Source organism: Pseudomonas salicis (assembly GCF_057128705.1).
Window position 1 is genome coordinate 223,901 of sequence record NZ_JBSKHU010000004.1, and the last position, 21,221, is coordinate 245,121.

21 protein-coding genes are annotated in these 21,221 nt (G+C 61.0%); 12 read left to right on the forward strand and 9 right to left on the reverse strand.

Annotated features, from left to right (window positions below):
• Positions 1 to 12 precede the first annotated feature (12 nt).
• The 6 genes from ptsP to ACWKWE_RS15845 all read right to left on the reverse strand — a co-directional run bounded on the left by ptsP (position 13) and on the right by ACWKWE_RS15845 (position 7,013).
• On the reverse strand, positions 13 to 2,550 hold the full coding sequence (gene ptsP, locus ACWKWE_RS15820) for a phosphoenolpyruvate--protein phosphotransferase (RefSeq protein WP_483851065.1): 2,538 nt from the start codon (positions 2,548 to 2,550) through the stop codon (positions 13 to 15).
• Between the two features lie 39 nt (positions 2,551 to 2,589).
• Complete coding sequence (locus ACWKWE_RS15825; protein ID WP_483851332.1) at positions 2,590 to 3,600, reverse strand: SIS domain-containing protein; 1,011 nt, start codon at positions 3,598 to 3,600, stop codon at positions 2,590 to 2,592.
• Positions 3,593 to 4,699 carry an N-acetylglucosamine-6-phosphate deacetylase gene (gene nagA / locus ACWKWE_RS15830; protein ID WP_483851066.1) on the reverse strand — a complete coding sequence of 369 codons (1,107 nt, stop codon included), beginning with the start codon at positions 4,697 to 4,699 and terminating at the stop codon, positions 3,593 to 3,595. The genes ACWKWE_RS15825 and nagA overlap by 8 nt, the downstream gene beginning before the upstream one ends.
• Before the next feature lie 33 nt (positions 4,700 to 4,732).
• Positions 4,733 to 5,464 (reverse strand): GntR family transcriptional regulator, encoded by a 732-nt coding sequence (locus tag ACWKWE_RS15835; RefSeq protein ID WP_483851067.1) that lies wholly within the window; start codon positions 5,462 to 5,464, stop codon positions 4,733 to 4,735.
• Positions 5,465 to 5,848: 384 nt separating this feature from the next.
• Positions 5,849 to 6,412 (reverse strand): L,D-transpeptidase family protein, encoded by a 564-nt coding sequence (locus ACWKWE_RS15840; protein WP_166593615.1) that lies wholly within the window; start codon positions 6,410 to 6,412, stop codon positions 5,849 to 5,851.
• 49 nt (positions 6,413 to 6,461) lie between these two features.
• Positions 6,462 to 7,013, reverse strand: coding sequence for an NUDIX hydrolase (locus ACWKWE_RS15845; protein ID WP_483851068.1), 552 nt, complete (start codon positions 7,011 to 7,013; stop codon positions 6,462 to 6,464).
• A 159-nt stretch (positions 7,014 to 7,172) separates the two neighbouring features.
• Here ACWKWE_RS15845 and ACWKWE_RS15850 point away from each other — a divergent pair, with 159 nt between their 5' ends.
• The 4 genes from ACWKWE_RS15850 to purT all read left to right on the forward strand — a co-directional run bounded on the left by ACWKWE_RS15850 (position 7,173) and on the right by purT (position 10,021).
• Entirely contained in the window at positions 7,173 to 7,784 is a 612-nt protein-coding gene (locus ACWKWE_RS15850) for a CoA pyrophosphatase (protein ID WP_483851069.1), read from the forward strand.
• A gap of 73 nt (positions 7,785 to 7,857) precedes the next feature.
• Positions 7,858 to 8,382 carry a gamma carbonic anhydrase family protein gene (locus tag ACWKWE_RS15855; protein ID WP_483851070.1) on the forward strand — a complete coding sequence of 175 codons (525 nt, stop codon included), beginning with the start codon at positions 7,858 to 7,860 and terminating at the stop codon, positions 8,380 to 8,382.
• Complete coding sequence (locus ACWKWE_RS15860; RefSeq protein ID WP_483851071.1) at positions 8,382 to 8,600, forward strand: DUF1289 domain-containing protein; 219 nt, start codon at positions 8,382 to 8,384, stop codon at positions 8,598 to 8,600. The genes ACWKWE_RS15855 and ACWKWE_RS15860 overlap by 1 nt, the downstream gene beginning before the upstream one ends.
• Positions 8,601 to 8,839: 239 nt before the next feature.
• Positions 8,840 to 10,021, forward strand: a complete 1,182-nt coding sequence (purT, locus tag ACWKWE_RS15865) for a formate-dependent phosphoribosylglycinamide formyltransferase (protein ID WP_166593610.1) — start codon at positions 8,840 to 8,842, stop codon at positions 10,019 to 10,021.
• Between the two features lie 225 nt (positions 10,022 to 10,246).
• Here the strand turns inward: purT and ACWKWE_RS15870 are convergent, their stop codons facing one another.
• From ACWKWE_RS15870 to ACWKWE_RS15880, 3 genes are all read right to left on the reverse strand, one after another.
• Positions 10,247 to 11,569 (reverse strand): MFS transporter, encoded by a 1,323-nt coding sequence (locus ACWKWE_RS15870; RefSeq protein ID WP_483851072.1) that lies wholly within the window; start codon positions 11,567 to 11,569, stop codon positions 10,247 to 10,249.
• A 282-nt stretch (positions 11,570 to 11,851) separates the two neighbouring features.
• Complete coding sequence (locus tag ACWKWE_RS15875) at positions 11,852 to 13,090, reverse strand: CNNM domain-containing protein (protein ID WP_483851073.1); 1,239 nt, start codon at positions 13,088 to 13,090, stop codon at positions 11,852 to 11,854.
• 12 nt (positions 13,091 to 13,102) lie between these two features.
• Positions 13,103 to 13,915 (reverse strand): cytochrome C assembly family protein, encoded by an 813-nt coding sequence (locus ACWKWE_RS15880; protein ID WP_166593607.1) that lies wholly within the window; start codon positions 13,913 to 13,915, stop codon positions 13,103 to 13,105.
• 249 nt (positions 13,916 to 14,164) lie between these two features.
• Here ACWKWE_RS15880 and ffh point away from each other — a divergent pair, with 249 nt between their 5' ends.
• The 8 genes from ffh to ACWKWE_RS15920 all read left to right on the forward strand — a co-directional run bounded on the left by ffh (position 14,165) and on the right by ACWKWE_RS15920 (position 21,097).
• Positions 14,165 to 15,541 carry a signal recognition particle protein gene (gene ffh / locus ACWKWE_RS15885; protein WP_483851074.1) on the forward strand — a complete coding sequence of 459 codons (1,377 nt, stop codon included), beginning with the start codon at positions 14,165 to 14,167 and terminating at the stop codon, positions 15,539 to 15,541.
• Between the two features lie 247 nt (positions 15,542 to 15,788).
• Complete coding sequence (gene rpsP / locus ACWKWE_RS15890) at positions 15,789 to 16,040, forward strand: 30S ribosomal protein S16 (RefSeq protein ID WP_166593605.1); 252 nt, start codon at positions 15,789 to 15,791, stop codon at positions 16,038 to 16,040.
• Positions 16,041 to 16,045: 5 nt separating this feature from the next.
• Positions 16,046 to 16,582, forward strand: coding sequence for a ribosome maturation factor RimM (gene rimM, locus ACWKWE_RS15895; RefSeq protein ID WP_166593604.1), 537 nt, complete (start codon positions 16,046 to 16,048; stop codon positions 16,580 to 16,582).
• Between the two features lie 3 nt (positions 16,583 to 16,585).
• Positions 16,586 to 17,338 carry a tRNA (guanosine(37)-N1)-methyltransferase TrmD gene (gene trmD / locus ACWKWE_RS15900; RefSeq protein ID WP_341959658.1) on the forward strand — a complete coding sequence of 251 codons (753 nt, stop codon included), beginning with the start codon at positions 16,586 to 16,588 and terminating at the stop codon, positions 17,336 to 17,338.
• A gap of 43 nt (positions 17,339 to 17,381) precedes the next feature.
• Positions 17,382 to 17,732, forward strand: a complete 351-nt coding sequence (gene rplS / locus ACWKWE_RS15905) for a 50S ribosomal protein L19 (protein WP_008018567.1) — start codon at positions 17,382 to 17,384, stop codon at positions 17,730 to 17,732.
• 162 nt (positions 17,733 to 17,894) lie between these two features.
• Positions 17,895 to 18,791 (forward strand): site-specific tyrosine recombinase XerD, encoded by an 897-nt coding sequence (xerD, locus tag ACWKWE_RS15910; protein WP_166593603.1) that lies wholly within the window; start codon positions 17,895 to 17,897, stop codon positions 18,789 to 18,791.
• Between the two features lie 168 nt (positions 18,792 to 18,959).
• Positions 18,960 to 19,703, forward strand: coding sequence for a bifunctional protein-disulfide isomerase/oxidoreductase DsbC (gene dsbC / locus ACWKWE_RS15915; protein WP_401141484.1), 744 nt, complete (start codon positions 18,960 to 18,962; stop codon positions 19,701 to 19,703).
• 89 nt (positions 19,704 to 19,792) lie between these two features.
• Positions 19,793 to 21,097, forward strand: coding sequence for a homoserine dehydrogenase (locus ACWKWE_RS15920; RefSeq protein WP_166593601.1), 1,305 nt, complete (start codon positions 19,793 to 19,795; stop codon positions 21,095 to 21,097).
• Positions 21,098 to 21,221 lie beyond the last annotated feature (124 nt).

Sequence of the window (21,221 nt, forward strand, 5' to 3'; positions counted from 1 at the left end):
CGTTCTTGTTATTCAGGCGATGGCTTGTGGTTTCAGGACTTGCGTCTGAAACGTGCGGCAAGCGTCCCGCACGTCTTCGGCGCTGGTCAGGTTCATCAGGTGTTGAGCCAGCGCTTCGCATTGACGGACGTCCAGCTCGCGAATCTGTGCCTTGATTTCCGGGACTTGCGGAGGGCTCACCGACAACTCGCGCACACCCAGCCCGATCAACGCGGCTGTCGCCAGAGGGTCGGACGCCAGCGCGCCACACACGCCGACCCAGCGGCCTTTGTCTTGAGCGGCTGTGCAAGTCATAGCGATCAAGCGAAGGAGGGCGGGGTGCAGCGCATCCACGCGAGCGGCCAGCCCCGCGTGATCACGGTCCATGGCCAAGGTGTACTGGGACAAATCGTTGGTGCCGATGGACAGAAAGTCCGCGTGCTCGGCCAGTTGCCCGGCGAGCAATGCAGCGGACGGCACCTCGATCATCACCCCCAGTTCAGGGCGCTCGCTGATGCCGGCTTCCGAAGCCAGTGCGTCGATGCGCGCGCGAACCGCCAGCAGCTCGCCGACTTCGCTGATCATCGGCAGCAGAATGCGGCAGCGCGCCAACGGTTTGATCCGCAGCAAGGCGCGCAACTGTTGATCGAGCAGTTCAGGGCGGGCTTGACCCAGACGAATCCCGCGCAAGCCGAGTACGGGGTTGGCCTCGGCGGGGAGGGGCAAATATTCCAGTTGCTTGTCGCCGCCAACGTCGATGGTGCGGATAATCACCGGTTTCTCGGGCATGGCGTCGAGCACCGACTGATAAGCCGACAGCTGTTCATCTTCAGTAGGAGCAGTGCTGCGATCCACAAACAGAAACTCGGTGCGCAACAGGCCCACGCCATCGGCACCGTTGAGCTGTGCGTTTTCTGCATCGGCACGGGACGCGACGTTGGCCGCGACCTCGATGCAGACGCCGTCCTGTGTTTGCGCAGGGAGGGGCGCCTGTTGCTGCTGACGTTGGCGTTGTTCGAAGCGCTGTGTGCGAAGGGTCTGAATGTCCTGTAGGCGAGCGGCGTCGGGCTTGAGTTCCAACCGCCCGTTGTCAGCATCCAGCACCGCGTCTTTATCGGTTGCGACGTCGAGCAGCGCCGACCCCAGTGCGACCAGACACGGCACGCCTTTGCTGCGGGCGAGGATGGCGACGTGGGACGTGGCGCCGCCTTCCGCCATGCAAATCCCGCCGACGCCACGTTGCACCAGCATCAACAAATCGGAAGGCGTCAGTTCGCGGGCGATGACAATGGCGCCTGAGGGCACGGCCACATCGCGGGCGTCACCGAGCAGTGTGAGCAGCACGCGCTGGCGCAGGTCGCGCAGGTCGTTGGCGCGCTCGGCGAGCAGGGGATTGCCGAGGTTTTCCAGTATCGCGCATTGGGCCAGCACAGCCTGGCTCCAGGCGTGGGCCGCGCTTTGGCCTTGATCGATGGCGTCGTAGGCCGCGTCGAGCAGGGCCGGGTCTTCGAGCATCGCCAGGTGCGTGGCGAAAATCGCGCTCTGTTCGTGGTGTTGATGATCGAGAGAGGTGCTGACGTCGGCGCGAACCTGAGCCAGTCCTTCGCTGAGAATCTGGCGTTGCTCTTCAGGGCGATGGCCGCCGCGGTCTTCTTCCAGCTCAATCGTGTCGAGCCGGAACAACGGGCCGCTGGCCAGACCGGGGGACGCGGTCACCCCTTTCAGTACGCCGTTTTCGAGGTCGGCGGTTTCGTTGCCGACGGGCACGACTTGGGTCACCGGCGCCTGGGGTTTTTCGTCCGGAGAGGGCGTGGACAGTGCCTTGAGCAGCGCCTGAAGCGCGACTTCGCTGTCATGCCCCAGACACACCACTTCCACCTCATCCTGCTCGGCAATCCCCAGCCCCATCAGGCCGGTAACGCTGTCGGTCGAAGCGCTGGCCCCGGCGAAATGCAGCTCGGCGTGGCTGGCGAACTGGCGGGCCGTCTGACGTACCAGAGCAGCAGGGCGAGCGTGCAGGCCGCCGTTGTGGGCAACGCGGATCATGCCTCGGGCCTGTTTGGCCCGAATATCAGGGTTCTGGGATTTTTGCGTTTCGTGGGCCACGCCTTCGACGATCAACAAGGGTTCGCCCACGTTCACCGGGCCAGCAGGCCGGGCGGGCGTCAGGCTGTACCGATCACCGTTGAGCAGAATCAACGGGCTGACCAGGCTGCGGCTTCCGCGGGCCACCTTATCCAGATCGAAGCGCAGCAGCGGCTGACCTTCCTTCACCCGCTCGCCGTCTTTGACCAGCGCTTCGAAGCCCTCGCCATTCAGCCCGACGGTGTCGATGCCCACGTGCAGCAGCCATTCGCTGCCGTTGTCCGCTCGCAGATTCACGGCATGACGGGTGCGCGCGACGTTGATGACCACGCCCGCGAACGGCGCGTGCAGCACAGCATCGAGTGGGTCAATGGCAATGCCGACGCCCATGGCGCCCTCGGCGAACACCGGGTCGGGCACTTGGCTCAGTTCCAGTACCGCTCCGCTGAACGGGGCGCTGAACGTCATTTGTTTATTGTTATGCATGACATCGTCCTTGCTGGCGTCGGTCGAGGCGGCGCGGAATCAATGGGTTTTGGTGACTTTGCTCAAGTGGCGTGGCTGATCGGGATCGAGGCCTCGGGCTTCGGCCAGGCCCGCCGCCATCACGTAAAAACTCTGAATGGCGAGAATCGGGTCAAGGGCCGGGTGGTCGGCGCAGGTCAGGGTGAGGTCGCGCTCCGCCACATTGTCGGGCGCGGCCAGCAACACCTTGGCACCGCGCTCGCGCATGTCGGCGGCGAGGGCAAGCAGGCTGGCCTGTTCGGCGCCTCGGGTGGCAAAGATCAGCAGCGGATAGTGATCGCCCACCAGCGCCATCGGACCGTGGCGCACTTCGGCGCTGCTGAAGGCTTCGGCCTGAATCCCCGAGGTCTCCTTAAACTTGAGCGCTGCCTCTTGAGCGATGGCGAAACCGGTGCCGCGACCGATGACCATGAGGCGCTCGCAATCGCGCAGCGCATCGATGGCAGCGGACCAGTCCTGACGCGCCGCCTCGTGCAAGCGTTCCGGCAGCGTTTCACCTGCTTTCAACAGCTGGGCGTCTTGCCGCCAATGGGCGACGAGGCGTGCACTGGCGCTCAGAGTAGCGATGAAGCTTTTGGTCGCCGCGACGCTAAGCTCAGGCCCCGCACTCAGCGGCAGCACGTATTCACAGGCCTGTTCGAGGGGCGAGCCTTCGACGTTGACCATCGCAATGCTCAAGGCGCCGCGTTCACGCAGCGTGCGCAGGCTGTCCACCAGGTCCGGGCTTTGGCCTGACTGCGAAAAACCGATGGCGGGCTGGTTTTCAACCTTCAGGGGCGAGTTGTGCAAGGTCACCACCGACATCGGCAGCGACGCGACGGGCACGCCCACGTGCTGCATGGTCAGGTAGGCGAAGTAACTGGCGGCGTGATCGGAACTGCCCCGGGCCACCGAGAGCACGACGTGAGGCGCGGTCTGACGCAGGCGCTGCGCGAGGTCGATCAGACGGGGTTCGAGCACCGTCAACTGACGCTGCACCGCGTCCGCAGAGGCGAGGGCCTCATCAAGCATTTTCGAGTTCAAGGGTCTCTCCTTCGACCATCACGGCGGTGAGTTTCAGATCGCGGTCCAGGTACACGGCGTCCGCCCAACTGCCGGGTTGCAGGCGGCCGCGTTCTTCGATGCCCAGATAGTCCGCAGGAAATTGCGACAGACGTTGTGAGGCTTCCGCCAACGGCAGGCCGATCTTCACCAGATTGCGCAGCGCCTGATCCATGGTCAGCGTGCTGCCCGCGAGGGTGCCGTCGGGCAGGCGCACGCCGCCGAGGCATTTGGTGACGGTGTGGCTGCCGAGCTTGTATTCGCCGTCCGGCATGCCGGTGGCAGCGGTGGAATCGGTGACGCAATACAGGCAGGGGATCGAGCGCAACGCGACGCGGATGGCGCCAGGGTGCACGTGCAGCAAATCGGGGATCAGCTCGGCGTAACGCGCATGGGCCAGCGCTGCACCGACGATGCCTGGTTCGCGGTGATGCAGCGGGCTCATGGCGTTATAGAGGTGGGTAAAACTGGTCGCGCCGGCTTCGAGGGCCTTGACCCCTTCTTCGTAGCTGCCCAGCGTGTGGCCGATTTGCAGGCGCACCCCTTGGGACGCCAGGGCTTTGATCAGCTCGACATGCCCGGCGATCTCCGGTGCGATGGTGATGACCTTGATCGGCGCCAGACTCAGATAGTGCTCGACTTCGCTCAGCAGCGCGGCATGGGCGTGGTTAGGTTGCGCGCCGAGTTTTCCCGGATTGATGTAGGGGCCTTCCAGATGCACGCCCAACACCCGGGCCGTTTCTGACGCCCGACGCTGACAATACCCGCCCAGCTGTTCCAGGATCTGACCGATCTCAACGGCGGGGGCGGTCATGGTCGTGGCCAGCATCGACGTGGTGCCGAAACGCAGGTGCGTGCGGGCGATAGTGGCGAACCCTTCGGCGCCTTCCATGATGTCGCTGCCTCCGCCACCGTGGACGTGCAAGTCAATGAAACCCGGTAGAACGTAAGGCAGGTCGTTGTCCTGCGGGTCGCAGGGCGTGCCATCAATGCGCGTTACCCGGCCGTCGCGGTGCTGCAACTGACCGCGAATCCAGCCGTCAGGGGTAAGGATGTTGAACTCGGACATGCAGGCTCCGTTCGGGGTTATCTGGGGCGCTACTTACCGGCGCAGTTCGGCGACGAAATCGTAGTAATCGTCGCGGCAATAGGTGTCGGTCAGTTCGATGGGCGTGTTGTCGGCGAGGTAGCCAATCCGGGTCATCAGCAGCATGGCGGTGCCAGTTTCGAGGCCGACCAGCGCGGCCATTTCCGCCGAGGCATTGATCGCGCGGATGTGTTGCAGGGCGCGCACCACCGGGCGACCGATGGCATCCAGATGCGCGTACAGCGAATCGCCGATGGCCTCGGGTTCTGGCAACAGGGCTGCGGGCAGCGCGCTCAGTTCGACCGCCATGACGATGCCATCAGCCTTGCGCAGACGTTTGAGCCGGGCAACTTTCGCGGTGGGCGACAGGCTCAGGCGGATCAGCTCTTCGTGGGTCGGCAATGTGATATCGCGCTCCAGCCACTGGGAACTGGGCGTGAAACCCTTGAGCCGCAGCATCTCGCTGAAGCTGGAGAGGCGGGACAGCGGCTGTTCGAGGCGCGGCGTGATGAACGTGCCCGAACCCTGGCTGCGGCGGATCAGGCCTTGTTCCAGCAGAATTTCCAGTGCCTTGCGCGCCGTGACTCGGGAAATGTTCAGGCTCTCGCTGAGGCTGCGTTCCGAGGGCAACGCCTGCTCGGCCTTCCATTGACCGGCATGAATCGCCGCTTCCAGATTGCGCGCCAGTTGCAAATAAAGCGGTGTGGGCTGGCTGTCGTCAGGACGCAGGGAGAGGATCGAATTCATGGAAGGCGGGCCGAGGTGGATTGGAATTATGTTCGGAGAATGCATCCGAAAGTAATACCACTTGCATACCACGTCAACAGGATTGGTATCAGAGGGGAGGTTTTTTTGGTCACGGGGTTGTGACGTTTGGACGTCAAGGAAATGTTGCCAGAGGTCGATTGGAATGCTGACTGCTGTTGATTCTGGCCGAAGGCCGTAGGAGCAAGCTTGCTCGCGATCTGCCGCGCAGCGGCAGCAAAATCGGTATGCGCGGTGCATCAGGAGGAACGGTGTCGTCTGGTTTGGCTGCCGCTTCGCGCCAGATCGTCGGCAAGGTGGAGCGCCACTCCGGCGACTCCTACGCCTTCGGCAGAAGCAGTCCGCGTCGAGTGGTATCTGAATGGCCTACGGCCGAATCTCGATCATCGTGCCGTCTTTCACCAGATCCCAGACTTCACGAATGTCGCTGTTCTTCATGGCGATGCAGCCGTTGGTCCAGTCCAGCGTGTGGAAATACCACTCGGGGTAGTCTTCGTTGATCGGCGTGCCGTGGATCATGATCATGCTGCCCGGGTTCACACCTTCGCGGCGGGCGCGGGCGGAGTCGGCGATGTTGGGGTAGGAAATGTGCATCGACAGGTTGAACGCGTCGCTGGTCTTGCGCCAGTCCAGCCAATAAAAGCCTTCCGGGGTGCGTTGGTCACCCTCTTGCAGCTTCGGCCCTTTTGGCGCCTTGCCCAGCGAGATGCGGTAGGTTTTCAGTGCCTCGCCCTTGCTCATCAATTGCAACTGATGTGCTGATTTGAGCACCAACACCTTGTCGATGGCGCGGGCGCTGATGTCCTGGGTGTCCACCACCTTACCGTCGACGAATTTCTGCTCGCTACCCTTGGGCACGATGGTCTGAGTGAAGGCGGCCTGGGACAACGGAACGACCAGCAGGCATAGAACGGCAAGCAACCAACGCATTTTCAACGGTATCCCTGAACCCTGCGCTCAGCGGCGCGGGGTCATCTGGTCAAGTGGTTTTGAGAGGGGGCACGACAGTCAGGCAATCGGTATGCACCGGGAATTCTTGACGCCGCCGGTCTGCAAAAAAATACTCCAGCGTACGTCTCACGGTGTTGAATGCCAGTTCCGACCACGGAATGTCCGCCTCGTCGAACAGCTTCACCTCAAGGCTCTCGACCCCGGCGGCAAACTCCGCGCTGGCCATGTTGGCGCGGTAGAAAATGTGCACCTGGCTGATGTGCGGCACGTCGATCATGGCATAAAGGTGCAAGTCGTCCAGCACGGCGCAGGCTTCTTCGACGGTCTCCCGGCGCGCGGCCTGATCGACGCTTTCGCCGTTCTCCATGAAACCGGCGGGCAGGGTCCAGTAACCCAGGCGCGGCTCGATGGCGCGACGACACAGCAGCACCTTGCCTTCCCAGAGCGGCAATACCCCCGCCACGATGTTCGGATTCTGGTAATGAATAGTGTGACAGTGGTCGCACACATAACGCAGACGCGTATCGCCTTCGGGGATGCGCTGGCTGACCTGTTCGCCGCAGTGGCTGCAGAATTTCATGATCGAATCGGGTTCCTGAAGTCAGCGGCTATCTTGGCTTGTGGCGCGGGTGGTCGGCAAGCGATGTGTTGTTTCCGACACGCTGGCTGTCGCCCCTGGGGTTGGGCGTGTCGGCGCTTTGGTGCATGATGCGGGTCAGGCAATCGACCGAGAATTCCCATGCTGGACGAGCTACTTCGCCGTATGAGCAGCCACACGCCGCAGCCTCTGGAGATGGACGCAGGGTTCTCCGAGGCCGCGGTGCTCATGCCTATTACCCGCAGCGACGAGCCGGAACTGGTGCTGACCCTGCGCGCCAGCGGGCTGTCGACCCATGGCGGTGAAGTGGCGTTCCCAGGCGGACGACGAGACCCTGAAGACCCTGATCTGGTGTTCACCGCCTTACGCGAGGCTGAAGAGGAAATCGGCTTGCCGCCGGGCCTCGTCGAAGTCGTTGGCCCATTGAGTCCGCTGATTTCCAAGCACGGCCTGAAAGTCACGCCTTACGTCGGCATCATCCCCGATTACGTCGAATACAAACCCAATGACGGCGAGATCGCTGCCGTGTTCAGCGTGCCGCTTGAATTTTTCCGCGAAGACGCCCGCGAACATACGCACCGCATCGATTATCAGGGGCGCAGTTGGTACGTGCCGAGCTACCGCTTTGGCGAGTACAAGATCTGGGGCTTGAGCGCGATCATGATCGTGGAACTGATGAACGTGCTGTTCGACAGCAAGATCAGCCTGCATCATCCGCCCCAGCGTTCGTCCATCCTGACGCTGAAAACCTGATTTACCCGTTTCGCCCAACCGTGAGCCCCGCGCTCGACCCACGGCCGCAGAGCCGAGTCATGAGGAAGACACCATGAAATACCGCCTGGGCGATGCCCGCGTCGAAGCTCACCCGCAAAGCTGGATTGCCCCCACCGCCACCTTGGTCGGCAAGGTTCGTTTGCAGGCCAACGCCAGCGTCTGGTTCGGTGCCGTGCTGCGGGGTGACAACGAGCTGATCGACATCGGCGAAAACAGCAACGTGCAAGATGGCACCGTGATGCACACCGACATGGGGTCGCCGCTGACCATCGGCAAGAACGTGACCATCGGCCACAACGTCATGCTTCACGGCTGCACGGTGGACGACAACACGCTGATCGGCATCAATTCGGTGATCCTCAACGGGGCGAAGATCGGCAAATACTGCCTCATCGGCGCCAATTCGCTGATCGGTGAAGGCAAGGTGATTCCGGACGGGTCGCTGGTCATGGGGTCGCCGGGCAAGATCGTGCGGGAACTGACCGAGGCGCAGAAGAAAATGCTCGAAGCCAGCGCCGCCCACTACGTTCACAACGCACAGCGTTACGCCCGCGATCTGGCGCCGCAGGAAGACTGATGGCCGCCGATCAACCTGTTCATGAAAAGCCCGTGCGCTCGCCATGCGTGAGCATCTGTGCGCTGGATGATGCCGACATGTGCGTTGGCTGCCAGCGCACGGTCACGGAAATCACGGGCTGGAGCCGCATGAGCAACGACGAACGCCGGGCGGTATTGGCGTTGTGCGATGAGCGTGCGCGGGCCAGTGGGTCGATGTTCTCGGTGGCCCGTGCTTAGCAATCTCTTCTGTAGGCGTGAGCTTGCTCGCGATAGCGTCTTCTCGGGCGATAGATATGAACCTGATGGAATGCCATCGCGAGCAAGCTCACTCCTACAAGACTTCTGCGAAGCACCGACTCATCCGTCACCCACCACACCCCATCCCCCGGCCTTCATGTTAAATTGCGCGCCTTTATGACCTGCGGTTACTCGCCTGTGGCGGGTTGCCCTCGATATCTGCTCCACGAGGACCTGAGATGACTCAAATCGGAACTCCACTGTCGCCGACCGCGACCCGCGTTTTGCTCTGCGGTTGCGGCGAGCTTGGCAAGGAAGTGGTGATCGAACTGCAACGCCTGGGCGTTGAAGTGATTGCCGTCGACCGTTACGCCAACGCTCCGGCCATGCAGGTCGCGCACCGCAGCCATGTGATCAACATGCTCGACGGCGCTGCACTGCGGGCTGTGATCGAAGCGGAGAAACCGCACTACATCGTCCCGGAAATCGAAGCCATCGCCACCGCGACGCTGGTCGAACTGGAAGCCGAAGGCTTCACCGTGATCCCGACCGCGCGCGCCACGCAGCTGACCATGAACCGCGAAGGCATCCGCCGTCTGGCCGCTGAAGAGCTGGACCTGCCGACCTCGCCCTATCACTTTGCCGACAGCTTCGAAGATTACAAGAAGGCCGTCGATGACCTGGGTTTCCCGTGCGTCGTCAAACCGGTCATGAGCTCGTCGGGCAAAGGCCAGAGCCTGCTGAAAACCGAGGCTGACGTTCAGAAGGCCTGGGATTACGCCCAAGAAGGCGGCCGTGCGGGCAAAGGCCGCGTGATTATCGAAGGCTTCATCGACTTCGATTACGAGATCACCCTGCTGACCGTGCGCCACGTCGGCGGCACCACTTTCTGCGCGCCGGTAGGCCATCGTCAGGAGAAGGGCGACTATCAGGAATCCTGGCAGCCACAGGCCATGAGCCCGGCGGCGCTGGCGGAATCCGAGCGTGTGGCCAAGGCCGTGACCGAGGCGTTGGGCGGCCGTGGCCTGTTCGGCGTCGAGCTGTTCATCAAGGGCGATCAGGTGTGGTTCAGCGAAGTTTCGCCACGCCCGCACGACACCGGCCTGGTGACGCTGATTTCCCAGGACCTGTCGCAGTTCGCGTTGCACGCCCGCGCCATTCTCGGTCTGCCGATCCCGTTGATTCGTCAGTTCGGCCCATCGGCTTCGGCGGTGATTCTGGTGGAAGGTCAATCGACCCAGACCGCGTTTGCCAATCTGGAGCAGGCCCTGAGCGAGCCAGACACCGCGCTGCGCCTGTTCGGCAAGCCGGAAGTCAACGGTCAGCGCCGCATGGGCGTGGCCTTGGCCCGTGACGAATCGATTGAAGCCGCTCGCCGCAAGGCGACCCGCGCGTCGATGGCGGTGAAAGTGCAGTTGTAAGGCTGTCCCGCAAATAAAAACGGCGTCCTTAAAGGCGCCGTTTTTGTTGGGAATTACGAAGCGCTGTGTCCAGCCCATTACCACCTGTGGGAGCGAATTTATTCGCGAGACGTATGTTCAGCCGACACATATGCATCGCCTGATACACCTTCGCGAATGAATTCGCTCCCACAGGGTGTGTTGCCAGGGGACGTCTACGGGATCGCCCCCCCTGCAATGGCGTCGTTAATTGATCGTATCCAGATCCGCATGCCGCGTTTCTTTCAGGCACAGCACAGCAATCAGACTCAACAACGCTGCCGCCGACACGTAACCGCCGACCCAGCTCAAACCGCCCATCTCCACCAATTGCTGGGCGAAGAACGGCGCCACCGAGGCGCCGACGATCCCGCCAATGTTGTAGGCCGCCGACGCGCCGGTGTAGCGCACGCGGGTCGGGAACAGTTCAGGCAACATCGCGCCCATCGGGGCGAAGGTCACGCCCATCAGGAACAGCTCGATGGACAGAAATAGCGTCACCGCCCACGTGGTGCCGTGAGTCAGCAACGGCTGCATCAGAAAACCCGACAGAATGGCCAGCACGCCGCCGATGATCAACACCGGTTTGCGCCCGAAACGGTCGCTGGCCCAGGCCGACAGCGGGGTGGCCAAGGCCATGAACAACACCGCAAAGCACAGCATGGCAAGGAAGGATTCGCGGCTGTAGCCCAGGGATTTCACCCCGTAGCTCAGGGAGAACACCGTCGAGATGTAGAACAGCGCGTAGCACACCACCATCGATGCGGCGCCCAACAGCATCGGCGCCCAGTATTGCGAAAACAGCTCGGCAATCGGCATCTTCAAGCGCTCGTGATTAGCGATGGCCTTGGCGAAGACCGGCGTTTCTTCCAGCTTCAAGCGCACATACAGGCCGATCACCACCAGCACGGCGCTGAGCAGGAACGGAATGCGCCAGCCCCAGGAGCGGAACTGTTCGTCGCTCAGCGTGACGGCCAGGGTCAGGAACAGGCCGTTGGCCGCCAGAAACCCGATCGATGGACCGAGTTGCGGAAACATCCCGAACCACGCCCGCTTGCCCTTGGGGGCGTTTTCGGTGGCCAGCAACGCTGCGCCGCCCCATTCGCCGCCCAGCCCCAGACCTTGGCCGAAACGCAGCACGCATAGCAAAATCGGCGCCCACGAACCGATGGCCTCATAGCCTGGCAAAACGCCGATCAGCGTGGTGCAGACGCCCATCAACAGCAACGAAGCTACCAGCGTGGACTTGCGGCCAATACGGTCGCCGAAGTGACCGAACAGCAACGAGCCCAGCGGGCGAGCGAGAAAGGCGATACCGAACGTCAGAAACGCCGACAGCATTTGTGCGGTGCTGGAGGTCTGCGGGAAAAACACCGGCCCGATCACCAGGGCGGCAGCGGTGGCGTAGACATAAAAATCGTAGAACTCGATGGCCGTGCCGATGAAGCTGGCGGTGGCCACGCGGGCGGCGGAATTGGCGGGCGGTGCCGCGCTTTCGCCGCTTGGCGGAAAGGTGGACGTGCTGGTCATGCGGGTATCCCTGGCAGTCATCTTGCCTGTCAGCGGGGGACAAAACGTCCGGGGCGCTGGGGCAATCGTTAATTGTTTTTGGGTACAGCGCTGAACAGACTAGCCCCGAATGGTGGGGAGGTGGCGGTGCTCGGGATGTGAGCGGTGTGAAGACGTCAGGCTGAGTGACTGGCCGACTCTCGCATCGTGCGGGTAGCACGCGGGTCGGCGGGGCTGGGTAAGCGGCTCGATTATAGGAAGGGCAGCAGTGCGGAAACAAGTGTTTCAGGCTTGTTGCGCGCCTTAGGTCACGTCTTTGGTCCGGGTGTTTTGCCACATGAGGACGCGGGTGACCCGGTTGTCCTCGGTTTCCAGCGTTTCGAGGCGGTACGGCCCGATCTTCAGGCACACCGAGCTGTCGGGAATGGTTTCCAGCGCTTCGGTGATCAGACCGTTGAGGGTCTTGGGGCCGTCCGCCGGCAGGTGCCAGCCCAGGCTCTTGTTCAGGTCGCGGATCGAGGCCGCGCCTTCCACCACCAGACGGCCGTCCGGCTGCGGGTGAATGTGCGGGTTGTCGAGGGATTGCTCGCTTTCGAATTCTCCGACGATCTCTTCGAGAATGTCTTCCAGGCTGACGATGCCCAACACTTCGCCGTACTCGTCCACCACCACGCCCATGCGCCGCTGCTGCTTGTGAAAGTTCAGCAACTGCATCTGCAATGGCGTGCTTTCGGGAACGAAATAGGGCTCGTAGCACGCCGCTTTCAGCGCTTCCTTGGTCAACTGACCGCGTGGTAGCAGGTGGCTGATCATGCGTGTGTTGAGCACGCCTTCGACCTGATTAATGTCGTTGTGATAGACCGGCAGGCGCGTGTGGCGGGATATGATCAGCTTGTCGACGATCTCTTCAATCGTGTCATCGAGGTTGATGCCATCCACTTCGCTGCGCGGAACGAGGATGTCGTTGACCGTCATGCTGTCCAGCGCGTGAATCCCGGAAATCACCCGGGAGCGGCCGAACTGGCTTTCGTTGTCCTGGTAGACCGTCGGCCCCATGTCGTCGTCATCGGCCACGCTGTCCGGGCGACGTTTGGAGAGAAACGGGCGCAGCAGCACCTTGGCGATGTTTTTGTACAGCCAGGTCAGCGGCCGCAGCAGGCGCATCGGGATGCGCAGCACGTTATTGCCCAGCAACAAAATGGCTTCGGGGCGGCGGGCGGCGAGCTTGCGCGGAATGAATTCGGTGACGATCACCAGCAGGCTGGCGACACCCACCCAAGCGATCAGGGGGCCGTGGTCGTACCAGCGACTGATCGCCAGCAGGGTGGCGAGCACCGTGATCAGGACCTTGAGCAGCGTGTTGCCGAGAATCAGGCTGTTCAGGTTGAACGCCAGCACTGGCTTGGCGGGCTCGGTCGAGCGCGGGTTGATGCGCACCGCGCGCAAGTTGTAGTGCGCCGCCTCGACCGCCGTGAACAACGCAGACCACAGCGTGAGCAGGACAAGGAGCGCGAGCATCGTGCCGTTGGGCAGGTTTTCCATGGTCGGCGCCTGTCAGATGTGCAGGATGTATTCGCGTACGAGTTTGCTGCCGAAATAGGCCAGCATCAGCAGCAGGAAACCGCCCAGCGTCCAGCGAATCGCTTTGTGACCGCGCCAACCCAGACGGGTGCGTCCCCACAGCAGGACGCTGAACACAATCCACGCGAGGATCGACAGCAGGGTCTTGTGCACCAGGTGTTGGGCGAAGAGGTTCTCAACGAACAGCCAGCCGGAAATCAGCGACATCGACAGCAGCGTCCAGCCGGCCCACAGGAAACCGAACAGCAGGCTTTCCATGGTCTGCAGCGGCGGGAAATTCTTGATCAGCCCGGAGGGGTGCTTGTTCTTGAGCTGCCGGTTCTGCAACAGCAGCAACAGCGCCTGAAACACGGCGATGGTGAACATGCCGTAGGCAAGGATCGACAGCAAGATATGCCCGATCAGCCCCTGTTCACCGAGGATCGGCTGCAGGGTGCCGCTGGGGGCGAATTGCGCCATCAGGGTCGTCAACAGGCCGAGGGGGAAGAGCAGGATCAGCAGGATTTCCACCGGGATGCGAATGCACGCCAGCATGGTCACGATGATCACGGCGACGGCGATCAGGCTGGCGGCACTGAAAAAGTCCAGACCGAGGCCGATAGGGCGCACCAATTGACCGAAAAGCGCACTGGCCTGACAGGCGACGGCAAGGGTGCCGATCAGGCACAACAGCCATTTGTCGGCCTTCTTGCCCTGACGCAGGCGAATACCTTGATAGAGGGTCGCAGCGGCGTAGAGCACGGCGGCGACGAGGCTGAATAGCAAACTCGGTGACAAGGGGAACATAGATCCTGATGGGCGTGCCCGAAAGCCGCTGAGTTTGGCATAGAACCAACGGTGCACGAAAGACCACAGAAGCAGACGTCATGGTGTCCGAGCGCCGGACTCTTCGCTATAATCCGCGACCTGCTCAAGCCACAGGCTCGCCGAGCGCTGTTTCTTCTATATAGGTGTCGGATTCGAACACCTCATATGGAGCCATGAAAGGCACAGCGCCGCACTCACTGGGGTTCGCACGAACTCAAAGGATCACGCATGTTTGAAAATCTGACAGATCGTCTCTCACAGACGCTGCGCCAAGTCACCGGCAAGGCCAAGCTGACCGAGGACAACATCAAGGACACTCTGCGTGAAGTGCGTATGGCGCTGCTCGAAGCCGACGTCGCCTTGCCAGTGGTCAAGGATTTCGTCAACCGCATCAAGGAACGCGCGGTCGGCACCGAGGTGTCCCGCAGCCTGACGCCGGGCCAGGCGTTCGTGAAGATCGTCCAGGCTGAGCTGGAAGAGATGATGGGGGCCGCCAACGAAGAGCTGACCCTCAATGTCGCGCCACCGGCGGTCATTCTGATGGCGGGTCTGCAAGGTGCGGGTAAAACCACCACCGCAGGCAAGCTGGCGAAATTCCTCAAGGAACGCAAAAAGAAAACCGTCATGGTGGTCTCGGCGGACGTTTACCGTCCGGCGGCGATCAAGCAGCTGGAAACCCTGGCCAACGACATCGGCGTGACGTTCTTCCCGTCCGACATCAGCCAGAAGCCAGTAGCGATCGCCGAAGCGGCCATCAAAGAAGCCAAGCTGAAATTCATCGACGTTGTGATCCTCGACACCGCCGGCCGTCTGCACATCGACGCCGAGATGATGGGCGAGATCCAGGCGTTGCACGCGGCGGTGAAACCGGCCGAGACGCTGTTCGTGGTTGACGCCATGACCGGTCAGGACGCCGCCAACACCGCCAAGGCCTTTGGTGACGCGCTGCCGCTGACCGGCGTGATCCTGACCAAAGTCGACGGCGACGCCCGTGGCGGTGCCGCGCTGTCCGTTCGTGCCATCACCGGCAAGCCGATCAAATTCATCGGTATGGGCGAGAAGAGCGAGGCGCTGGAGCCGTTCCACCCTGACCGTATCGCTTCGCGCATCCTGGGCATGGGTGACGTACTCAGCCTGATCGAACAGGCCGAGCAGACCCTCGACAAAGAAAAGGCCGACAAGCTCGCCAAGAAGCTGAAGAAAGGGAAGGGCTTCGACCTTGAGGACTTCCGCGATCAGCTGCAACAGATGAAGAACATGGGCGGCCTCGGCGGCCTCATGGACAAACTGCCCAGCATCGGTGGCATGAACCTGTCACAGATGGGCAACGCACAGAACGTGGCCGAGAAGCAGTTCAAGCAAATGGAAGCCATCATCAACTCCATGACCCCGGCCGAGCGCCGTGACCCTGAGCTGATCAGCGGTTCGCGCAAACGCCGCATTGCCATGGGTTCCGGCACCCAGGTGCAGGATATCGGGCGTCTGATCAAGCAGCACAAGCAGATGCAGAAGATGATGAAGAAATTCTCGACCAAAGGCGGCATGGCCAAAATGATGCGCGGCATGGGCGGCATGCTGCCCGGCGGCGGCATGCCCAAGATGTGATTCACACCGCGCGGAGCACGGCTTCGCGCGTCCTTCTTTGGGAAAATCTTCCCACTGGCCTGCTTCGGCAGGCGCTTAATGGCCGTCGACGCAGGCGGCTCCACGGCAGATCTTGATGGCCTTGCGGTTCGCGCCGGAAAAAGTCATTTGCAAAAGTCCGGATATTCCTTAGAATATGCGGCCTTTCGGGCACCCATGCCCGCTGTGCATCTTAGATTTGCAGCACCGACTACAGGAACTTTGTTCAATGCTAACAATCCGTCTTGCCCTTGGCGGCTCCAAAAAGCGCCCGTTCTACCACCTGACTGTGACCGACAGCCGTAACCCACGCGACGGTTCGCACAAGGAACAAATCGGTTTCTTCAACCCGGTTGCCCGTGGTCAGGAAATCCGTCTGTCCGTGAACCAAGAGCGTCTGAACTACTGGCTCAGCGTTGGTGCACAACCTTCTGAGCGCGTTGCTTCGCTGTTGAAGGAATCTGCTAAGGCTGCGGCCTGAGCAATATGAACGCGACGCCAGCTTCTGCCGACGATCTCATCGTCATCGGCAAGATTTATTCGGTACATGGCGTTCGCGGCGAAGTGAAGGTGTATTCCTTTACTGATCCGACTGAAAACCTGTTGCAGTACAAGACCTGGACGCTCAAGCGCGAAGGGAGTGTGAAGCAGGTTGAGCTGGTCAGCGGGCGCGGGAGCGACAAGTTCCTGGTCGCGAAGCTCAAGGGTCTCGATGATCGTGAAGAAGCTCGTCTTCTGGCCGGTTATGAGATCTGCGTGCAACGCAGCATGCTTCCTGATCTGACCGACGGCGAGTACTACTGGTACCAGCTCGTGGGTTTGAAGGTTATCGACCACCTTGGGCAACTGCTCGGGAAAATCGATCATCTTCTGGAAACCGGCTCGAACGATGTAATGGTGGTCAAGCCCTGCGCAGGCAGTCTGGATGATCGCGAACGCTTGTTGCCCTACACAGAGCAATGCGTGTTGGCCATCGATCTGGTTGCAGGCGAGATGAAGGTGGATTGGGACGCGGATTTCTAAGCAATGGCGAGCCTGCGCATAGAAGTCATCAGTTTGTTTCCCGAGATGTTTTCCGCCATCAGCGAATACGGCATTACCAGCCGTGCGGTGAAACAGGGGCTGTTGCAGCTGACCTGTTGGAATCCGCGGGACTACACCACGGATCGGCATCACACTGTGGACGATCGCCCGTTTGGCGGTGGCCCTGGCATGGTGATGAAGATCAAGCCTCTGGAAGATGCACTGGTTCAGGCCAGGCAAGCAGCAGGGGATGCGGCGAAGGTGATTTACCTGTCGCCACAAGGCCGCAAGCTGGATCAGTCTGCGGTACGCGAGTTGGCACAGGAAGAAGCACTGATCCTGATTGCCGGTCGTTATGAAGGCATTGACGAGCGCTTTATTGAGGCTCATGTCGATGAAGAGTGGTCGATTGGAGACTATGTGTTGTCTGGCGGCGAGCTGCCGGCCATGGTCCTGATAGATGCGGTTACGCGACTGCTGCCTGGAGCTTTAGGGCATGTGGATTCCGCGGAGGAAGATTCCTTCACGGATGGTCTGCTGGATTGCCCGCACTACACCCGACCGGAGGTGTATGCGGATCAGCGTGTTCCCGACGTGTTGCTAAGTGGCAATCACGCACACATCCGGCGTTGGCGTTTACAGCAGTCCCTTGGGCGGACCTATGAACGACGCGCCGATCTTCTGGAAAGCCGCTCGCTTTCTGGAGAAGAGAAGAAGCTGCTGGCGGAATACCTCCGCGAGCGGGACGATAGTTAACGTATCGATGGTAAATCCGACTGATTTACCTTAGGAGCACAGCATGACTAACAAAATCATTCTTGCACTCGAAGCAGAGCAGATGACCAAAGAGATCCCTCCCTTTGCCCCGGGCGACACCATTGTCGTTCAGGTGAAAGTGAAGGAAGGCGACCGTTCGCGTCTGCAAGCGTTCGAAGGCGTTGTAATTGCCAAGCGTAACCGTGGTGTAAACAGTGCTTTCACTGTTCGCAAAATCTCCAACGGTGTTGGCGTTGAGCGTACTTTCCAGACCTACAGCCCGCAAATCGACAGCATGGCTGTGAAACGTCGCGGTGACGTTCGCAAGGCTAAACTGTACTACCTGCGTGACCTGTCCGGTAAAGCAGCTCGCATCAAGGAAAAACTGGTTTAATCCCAGTCTTCCGATGCAAAAAGAAGCAGCCTACGGGCTGCTTTTTTTATGCCTGACGAAAACACCCAGACGGTACGGGTCATTCAAAGGCATGAGCGTTTTGTATCGTCTTGGGAGATGTGAAAGACTCCCTCCCGTTTTCCCTCGCTCAAGTCTGACCCCATGCCCGCCTTAGACCACCCCATGATCGACCGCTTCCTCGACGCCCTGTGGCTGGAGAAAGGGCTGTCCGACAACACCCGCGATTCCTACCGCAGCGACTTGGCGCTGTTCAATGGCTGGTTACAGGAGCGCGGCATCGACCTCATGACCGTCGGCCGTGGTGTGATTTTCGATCACCTGGCCTGGCGCGTAGACAACGGCTACAAAGCGCGTTCGTCCGCGCGTTTTCTCTCCGGCGTGCGTGGCTTTTATCGGTACTTGTTGCGAGAAAAGCTGATCGCCGTCGACCCCACGCTACAGGTCGACATGCCTCAGCTGGGCAAGCCGCTGCCCAAGTCGTTGTCCGAGGCCGACGTGGAGTCTTTACTGGCCGCACCTGACCTGAGTGAAGCCATCGGCCAGCGCGACCGGGCGATGCTTGAGGTGCTCTATGCCTGCGGGTTGCGGGTCACGGAACTGGTGAGCCTGACCCTCGAACAGGTCAACTTGCGTCAAGGCGTGTTGCGCATCATGGGCAAAGGCAGCAAAGAGCGTCTGGTGCCGATGGGGGAGGAGGCGATTGTCTGGGTCGAGCGCTACCTGCGCGACGGCCGACAGGAACTGCTCAATGGCCGCCCCAGTGACGTGCTGTTTCCCAGTCAACGCGGCGAACAAATGACCCGCCAGACGTTCTGGCACCGGATCAAGCTGCAGGCCAAAGTCGCGGGGATCGGCAAATCTCTGTCGCCACACACCTTGCGCCACGCATTCGCCACGCATTTGCTCAATCATGGGGCTGATCTTCGCGTTGTGCAGATGCTGCTGGGGCACAGCGATTTGTCCACCACGCAGATCTACACCCACATCGCTCGGGCCCGCCTACAAGAGCTGCATGCAAAACACCACCCTCGCGGGTAAGTTTGCGGCCGGAATTTACGACGAGTCTTACATCAGTCGGCGTCGGCCTTGCGGGCCTTATGTGATAGGCTTTGCCGGTTTCGCAGATTGGAGCCTGAAAACCTCCCCGGCATGCCCGCGGTTACCGTTTTCAAACCCGCCCGTCTGCCCACCGCTCGAGGAGTTTTCATGCGCGTGACTCGTTTTATCGGTGCAGCCGCCGTAGCGCTCGCCAGTACGTTCAGCCTGTTCGCCCACGCCGATGACGCGTCCGACAAGGCCATCCGCAAGACCCTGGAATCGCTGAACCTGGAAATCCCGGTTGAGAGCATTTCCAGCAGCCCGCTCAACGGCCTGTACGAGGTCAACCTCAAAGGCGGTCGTGTACTCTACGCCAGCGCTGACGGTCAGTTTGTGATGCAGGGCAATCTGTATCAGATTCAGGGCGGCAAGCCGGTCAACCTGACCGAGAAGGTCGAGCGCCTGGCGATTTCCAAGACCATCAATGGCATCCCGACCGGTGAGATGGTGGTTTACCCGGCCATTGGCGAGACCAAATCGCACATCACCGTGTTCACCGACACCACCTGCCCGTACTGCCACAAACTGCACGGCGAAGTGCCTGAGCTGAACAAGCGCGGCATTGAAGTGCGTTACGTGGCGTTCCCGCGTCAGGGCCTGGGCTCTCCAGGTGACGAACAACTGCAAGCCGTCTGGTGCTCCAAGGATCGCCGCGACGCCATGGACCGCATGGTCGATGGCAAAAACATCAAGGCGCCGAAATGCGATAACCCTGTGACTCGCCAATTCGAGATCGGTCAGGCGATCGGTGTGAACGGCACGCCGGCCATCGTGCTGGCCGACGGTCAGGTGATTCCGGGTTATCAGCCTGCACCACAAGTGGCGAAACTGGCGCTGAGCGCCGTCAAGTAGTCCAATAAATCAGTTCAACAGCGAGCCGCACTGCCATGCGGCTGTTTCCACGGTCGGTTCAGCGCCGGTCGTTTTACGGGGAGTTCATAGTGAAACCGGTCAAAGTAGGCATCTGTGGGCTGGGTACTGTCGGTGGCGGTACCTTCAATGTGCTAAAGCGTAACGCCGAGGAGATTGCCCGCCGTGCCGGGCGTGGAATCGAAGTCGCGCAAATTGCCGTGCGTACACCAAACCCCAATTGCCAGATTACCGGTACCCCGACCACGACCGATGTGTTCGACGTGGCCAGCAACCCTGAAATCGACATCGTCATCGAGTTGATTGGCGGTTACACCGTGGCCCGCGAGCTGGTGCTCAAGGCCATCGAAAACGGCAAGCACGTGGTCACCGCCAACAAGGCGCTGATTGCTGTTCACGGTAACGAAATCTTCGCCAAGGCCCGCGAAAAGGGCGTTATCGTGGCCTTCGAAGCCGCAGTTGCTGGTGGCATCCCTGTGATCAAGGCCATTCGTGAAGGCCTGGCGGCCAACCGTATCAACTGGGTTGCGGGCATCATCAATGGCACCGGCAACTTCATCCTGACCGAGATGCGTGAGAAGGGCCGTACCTTCCCGGACGTGCTGGCTGAAGCCCAAGCGCTGGGTTATGCCGAAGCCGACCCGACGTTCGACGTCGAAGGCATCGACGCCGCGCACAAGCTGACCATTCTGGCGTCTATCGCGTTCGGTATCCCGCTGCAGTTCGACAAGGCTTATACCGAAGGCATCACCCAGCTGACCACCGCTGACGTGAACTACGCCGAGGCCTTGGGCTACCGCATCAAGCACCTGGGCGTGGCCCGCAGCACTCCGGCCGGTATCGAGTTGCGCGTACACCCGACCCTGATTCCGGCCGATCGCCTGATCGCCAACGTCAACGGCGTGATGAACGCGGTGATGGTCAACGGTGACGCAGCCGGTTCGACCCTGTTCTACGGCGCGGGCGCAGGTATGGAACCGACCGCTTCGTCCGTCGTTGCAGACCTGGTGGATGTGGTACGTGCCCTCACCACCGACCCTGAAAACCGCGTGCCGCACCTCGCCTTCCAGCCAGATTCGTTGTCGGCTCACCCGATCCTGCCGATCGAGAAGTGCGAGAGCGCTTACTACCTGCGCATTCAGGCGAAGGACCATCCGGGTGTTCTGGCTCAGGTTGCCAGCATCCTGTCCGAGCGCGGCATCAACATCGAATCGATCATGCAGAAAGAAGCCGAAGAGCAGGATGGCCTGGTGCCGATGATTCTGCTGACCCACCGCGTGGTCGAGCAGCGCATCAACGATGCCATTCAGGCACTGGAAGCGCTGGAAGGCGTGGCGGGCCCGGTCGTTCGTATTCGCGTCGAACATCTAAATTAAACGCAGCTACGAGCTTTGAGCTGCAAGCTTCAAGCAAGATCAAAATCACATTGCGGTGAGCTTCTTGACGCAGGCTGAAAGTGAAAACGGAATTCGCTTTTACTTGTAGCTTGCAGCTCGAAGC

Excerpts from the sequence above, each read along its gene's own strand:
- xerD (WP_166593603.1), top strand. The coding sequence starts at position 17,895 with ATGCCCGCCTTAGACCACCCCATGATCGACCGCTTCCTCGACGCCCTG.
- ACWKWE_RS15880 (WP_166593607.1), bottom strand. The coding sequence starts at position 13,915 with ATGTTCCCCTTGTCACCGAGTTTGCTATTCAGCCTCGTCGCCGCCGTG.
- ACWKWE_RS15840 (WP_166593615.1), bottom strand. The coding sequence starts at position 6,412 with ATGCGTTGGTTGCTTGCCGTTCTATGCCTGCTGGTCGTTCCGTTGTCC.
- ACWKWE_RS15860 (WP_483851071.1), top strand. The coding sequence starts at position 8,382 with ATGGCCGCCGATCAACCTGTTCATGAAAAGCCCGTGCGCTCGCCATGC.
- rplS (WP_008018567.1), top strand. The coding sequence starts at position 17,382 with ATGACTAACAAAATCATTCTTGCACTCGAAGCAGAGCAGATGACCAAA.
- nagA (WP_483851066.1), bottom strand. The coding sequence starts at position 4,699 with ATGTCCGAGTTCAACATCCTTACCCCTGACGGCTGGATTCGCGGTCAG.
- ACWKWE_RS15835 (WP_483851067.1), bottom strand. The coding sequence starts at position 5,464 with ATGAATTCGATCCTCTCCCTGCGTCCTGACGACAGCCAGCCCACACCG.
- ACWKWE_RS15850 (WP_483851069.1), top strand. The coding sequence starts at position 7,173 with ATGCTGGACGAGCTACTTCGCCGTATGAGCAGCCACACGCCGCAGCCT.
- ACWKWE_RS15875 (WP_483851073.1), bottom strand. The coding sequence starts at position 13,090 with ATGGAAAACCTGCCCAACGGCACGATGCTCGCGCTCCTTGTCCTGCTC.
- dsbC (WP_401141484.1), top strand. The coding sequence starts at position 18,960 with ATGCGCGTGACTCGTTTTATCGGTGCAGCCGCCGTAGCGCTCGCCAGT.
- trmD (WP_341959658.1), top strand. The coding sequence starts at position 16,586 with ATGGCGAGCCTGCGCATAGAAGTCATCAGTTTGTTTCCCGAGATGTTT.
- rimM (WP_166593604.1), top strand. The coding sequence starts at position 16,046 with ATGAACGCGACGCCAGCTTCTGCCGACGATCTCATCGTCATCGGCAAG.
- ACWKWE_RS15855 (WP_483851070.1), top strand. The coding sequence starts at position 7,858 with ATGAAATACCGCCTGGGCGATGCCCGCGTCGAAGCTCACCCGCAAAGC.
- ffh (WP_483851074.1), top strand. The coding sequence starts at position 14,165 with ATGTTTGAAAATCTGACAGATCGTCTCTCACAGACGCTGCGCCAAGTC.
- purT (WP_166593610.1), top strand. The coding sequence starts at position 8,840 with ATGACTCAAATCGGAACTCCACTGTCGCCGACCGCGACCCGCGTTTTG.
- rpsP (WP_166593605.1), top strand. The coding sequence starts at position 15,789 with ATGCTAACAATCCGTCTTGCCCTTGGCGGCTCCAAAAAGCGCCCGTTC.
- ACWKWE_RS15845 (WP_483851068.1), bottom strand. The coding sequence starts at position 7,013 with ATGAAATTCTGCAGCCACTGCGGCGAACAGGTCAGCCAGCGCATCCCC.
- ptsP (WP_483851065.1), bottom strand. The coding sequence starts at position 2,550 with ATGCATAACAATAAACAAATGACGTTCAGCGCCCCGTTCAGCGGAGCG.
- ACWKWE_RS15825 (WP_483851332.1), bottom strand. The coding sequence starts at position 3,600 with ATGCTTGATGAGGCCCTCGCCTCTGCGGACGCGGTGCAGCGTCAGTTG.
- ACWKWE_RS15870 (WP_483851072.1), bottom strand. The coding sequence starts at position 11,569 with ATGACCAGCACGTCCACCTTTCCGCCAAGCGGCGAAAGCGCGGCACCG.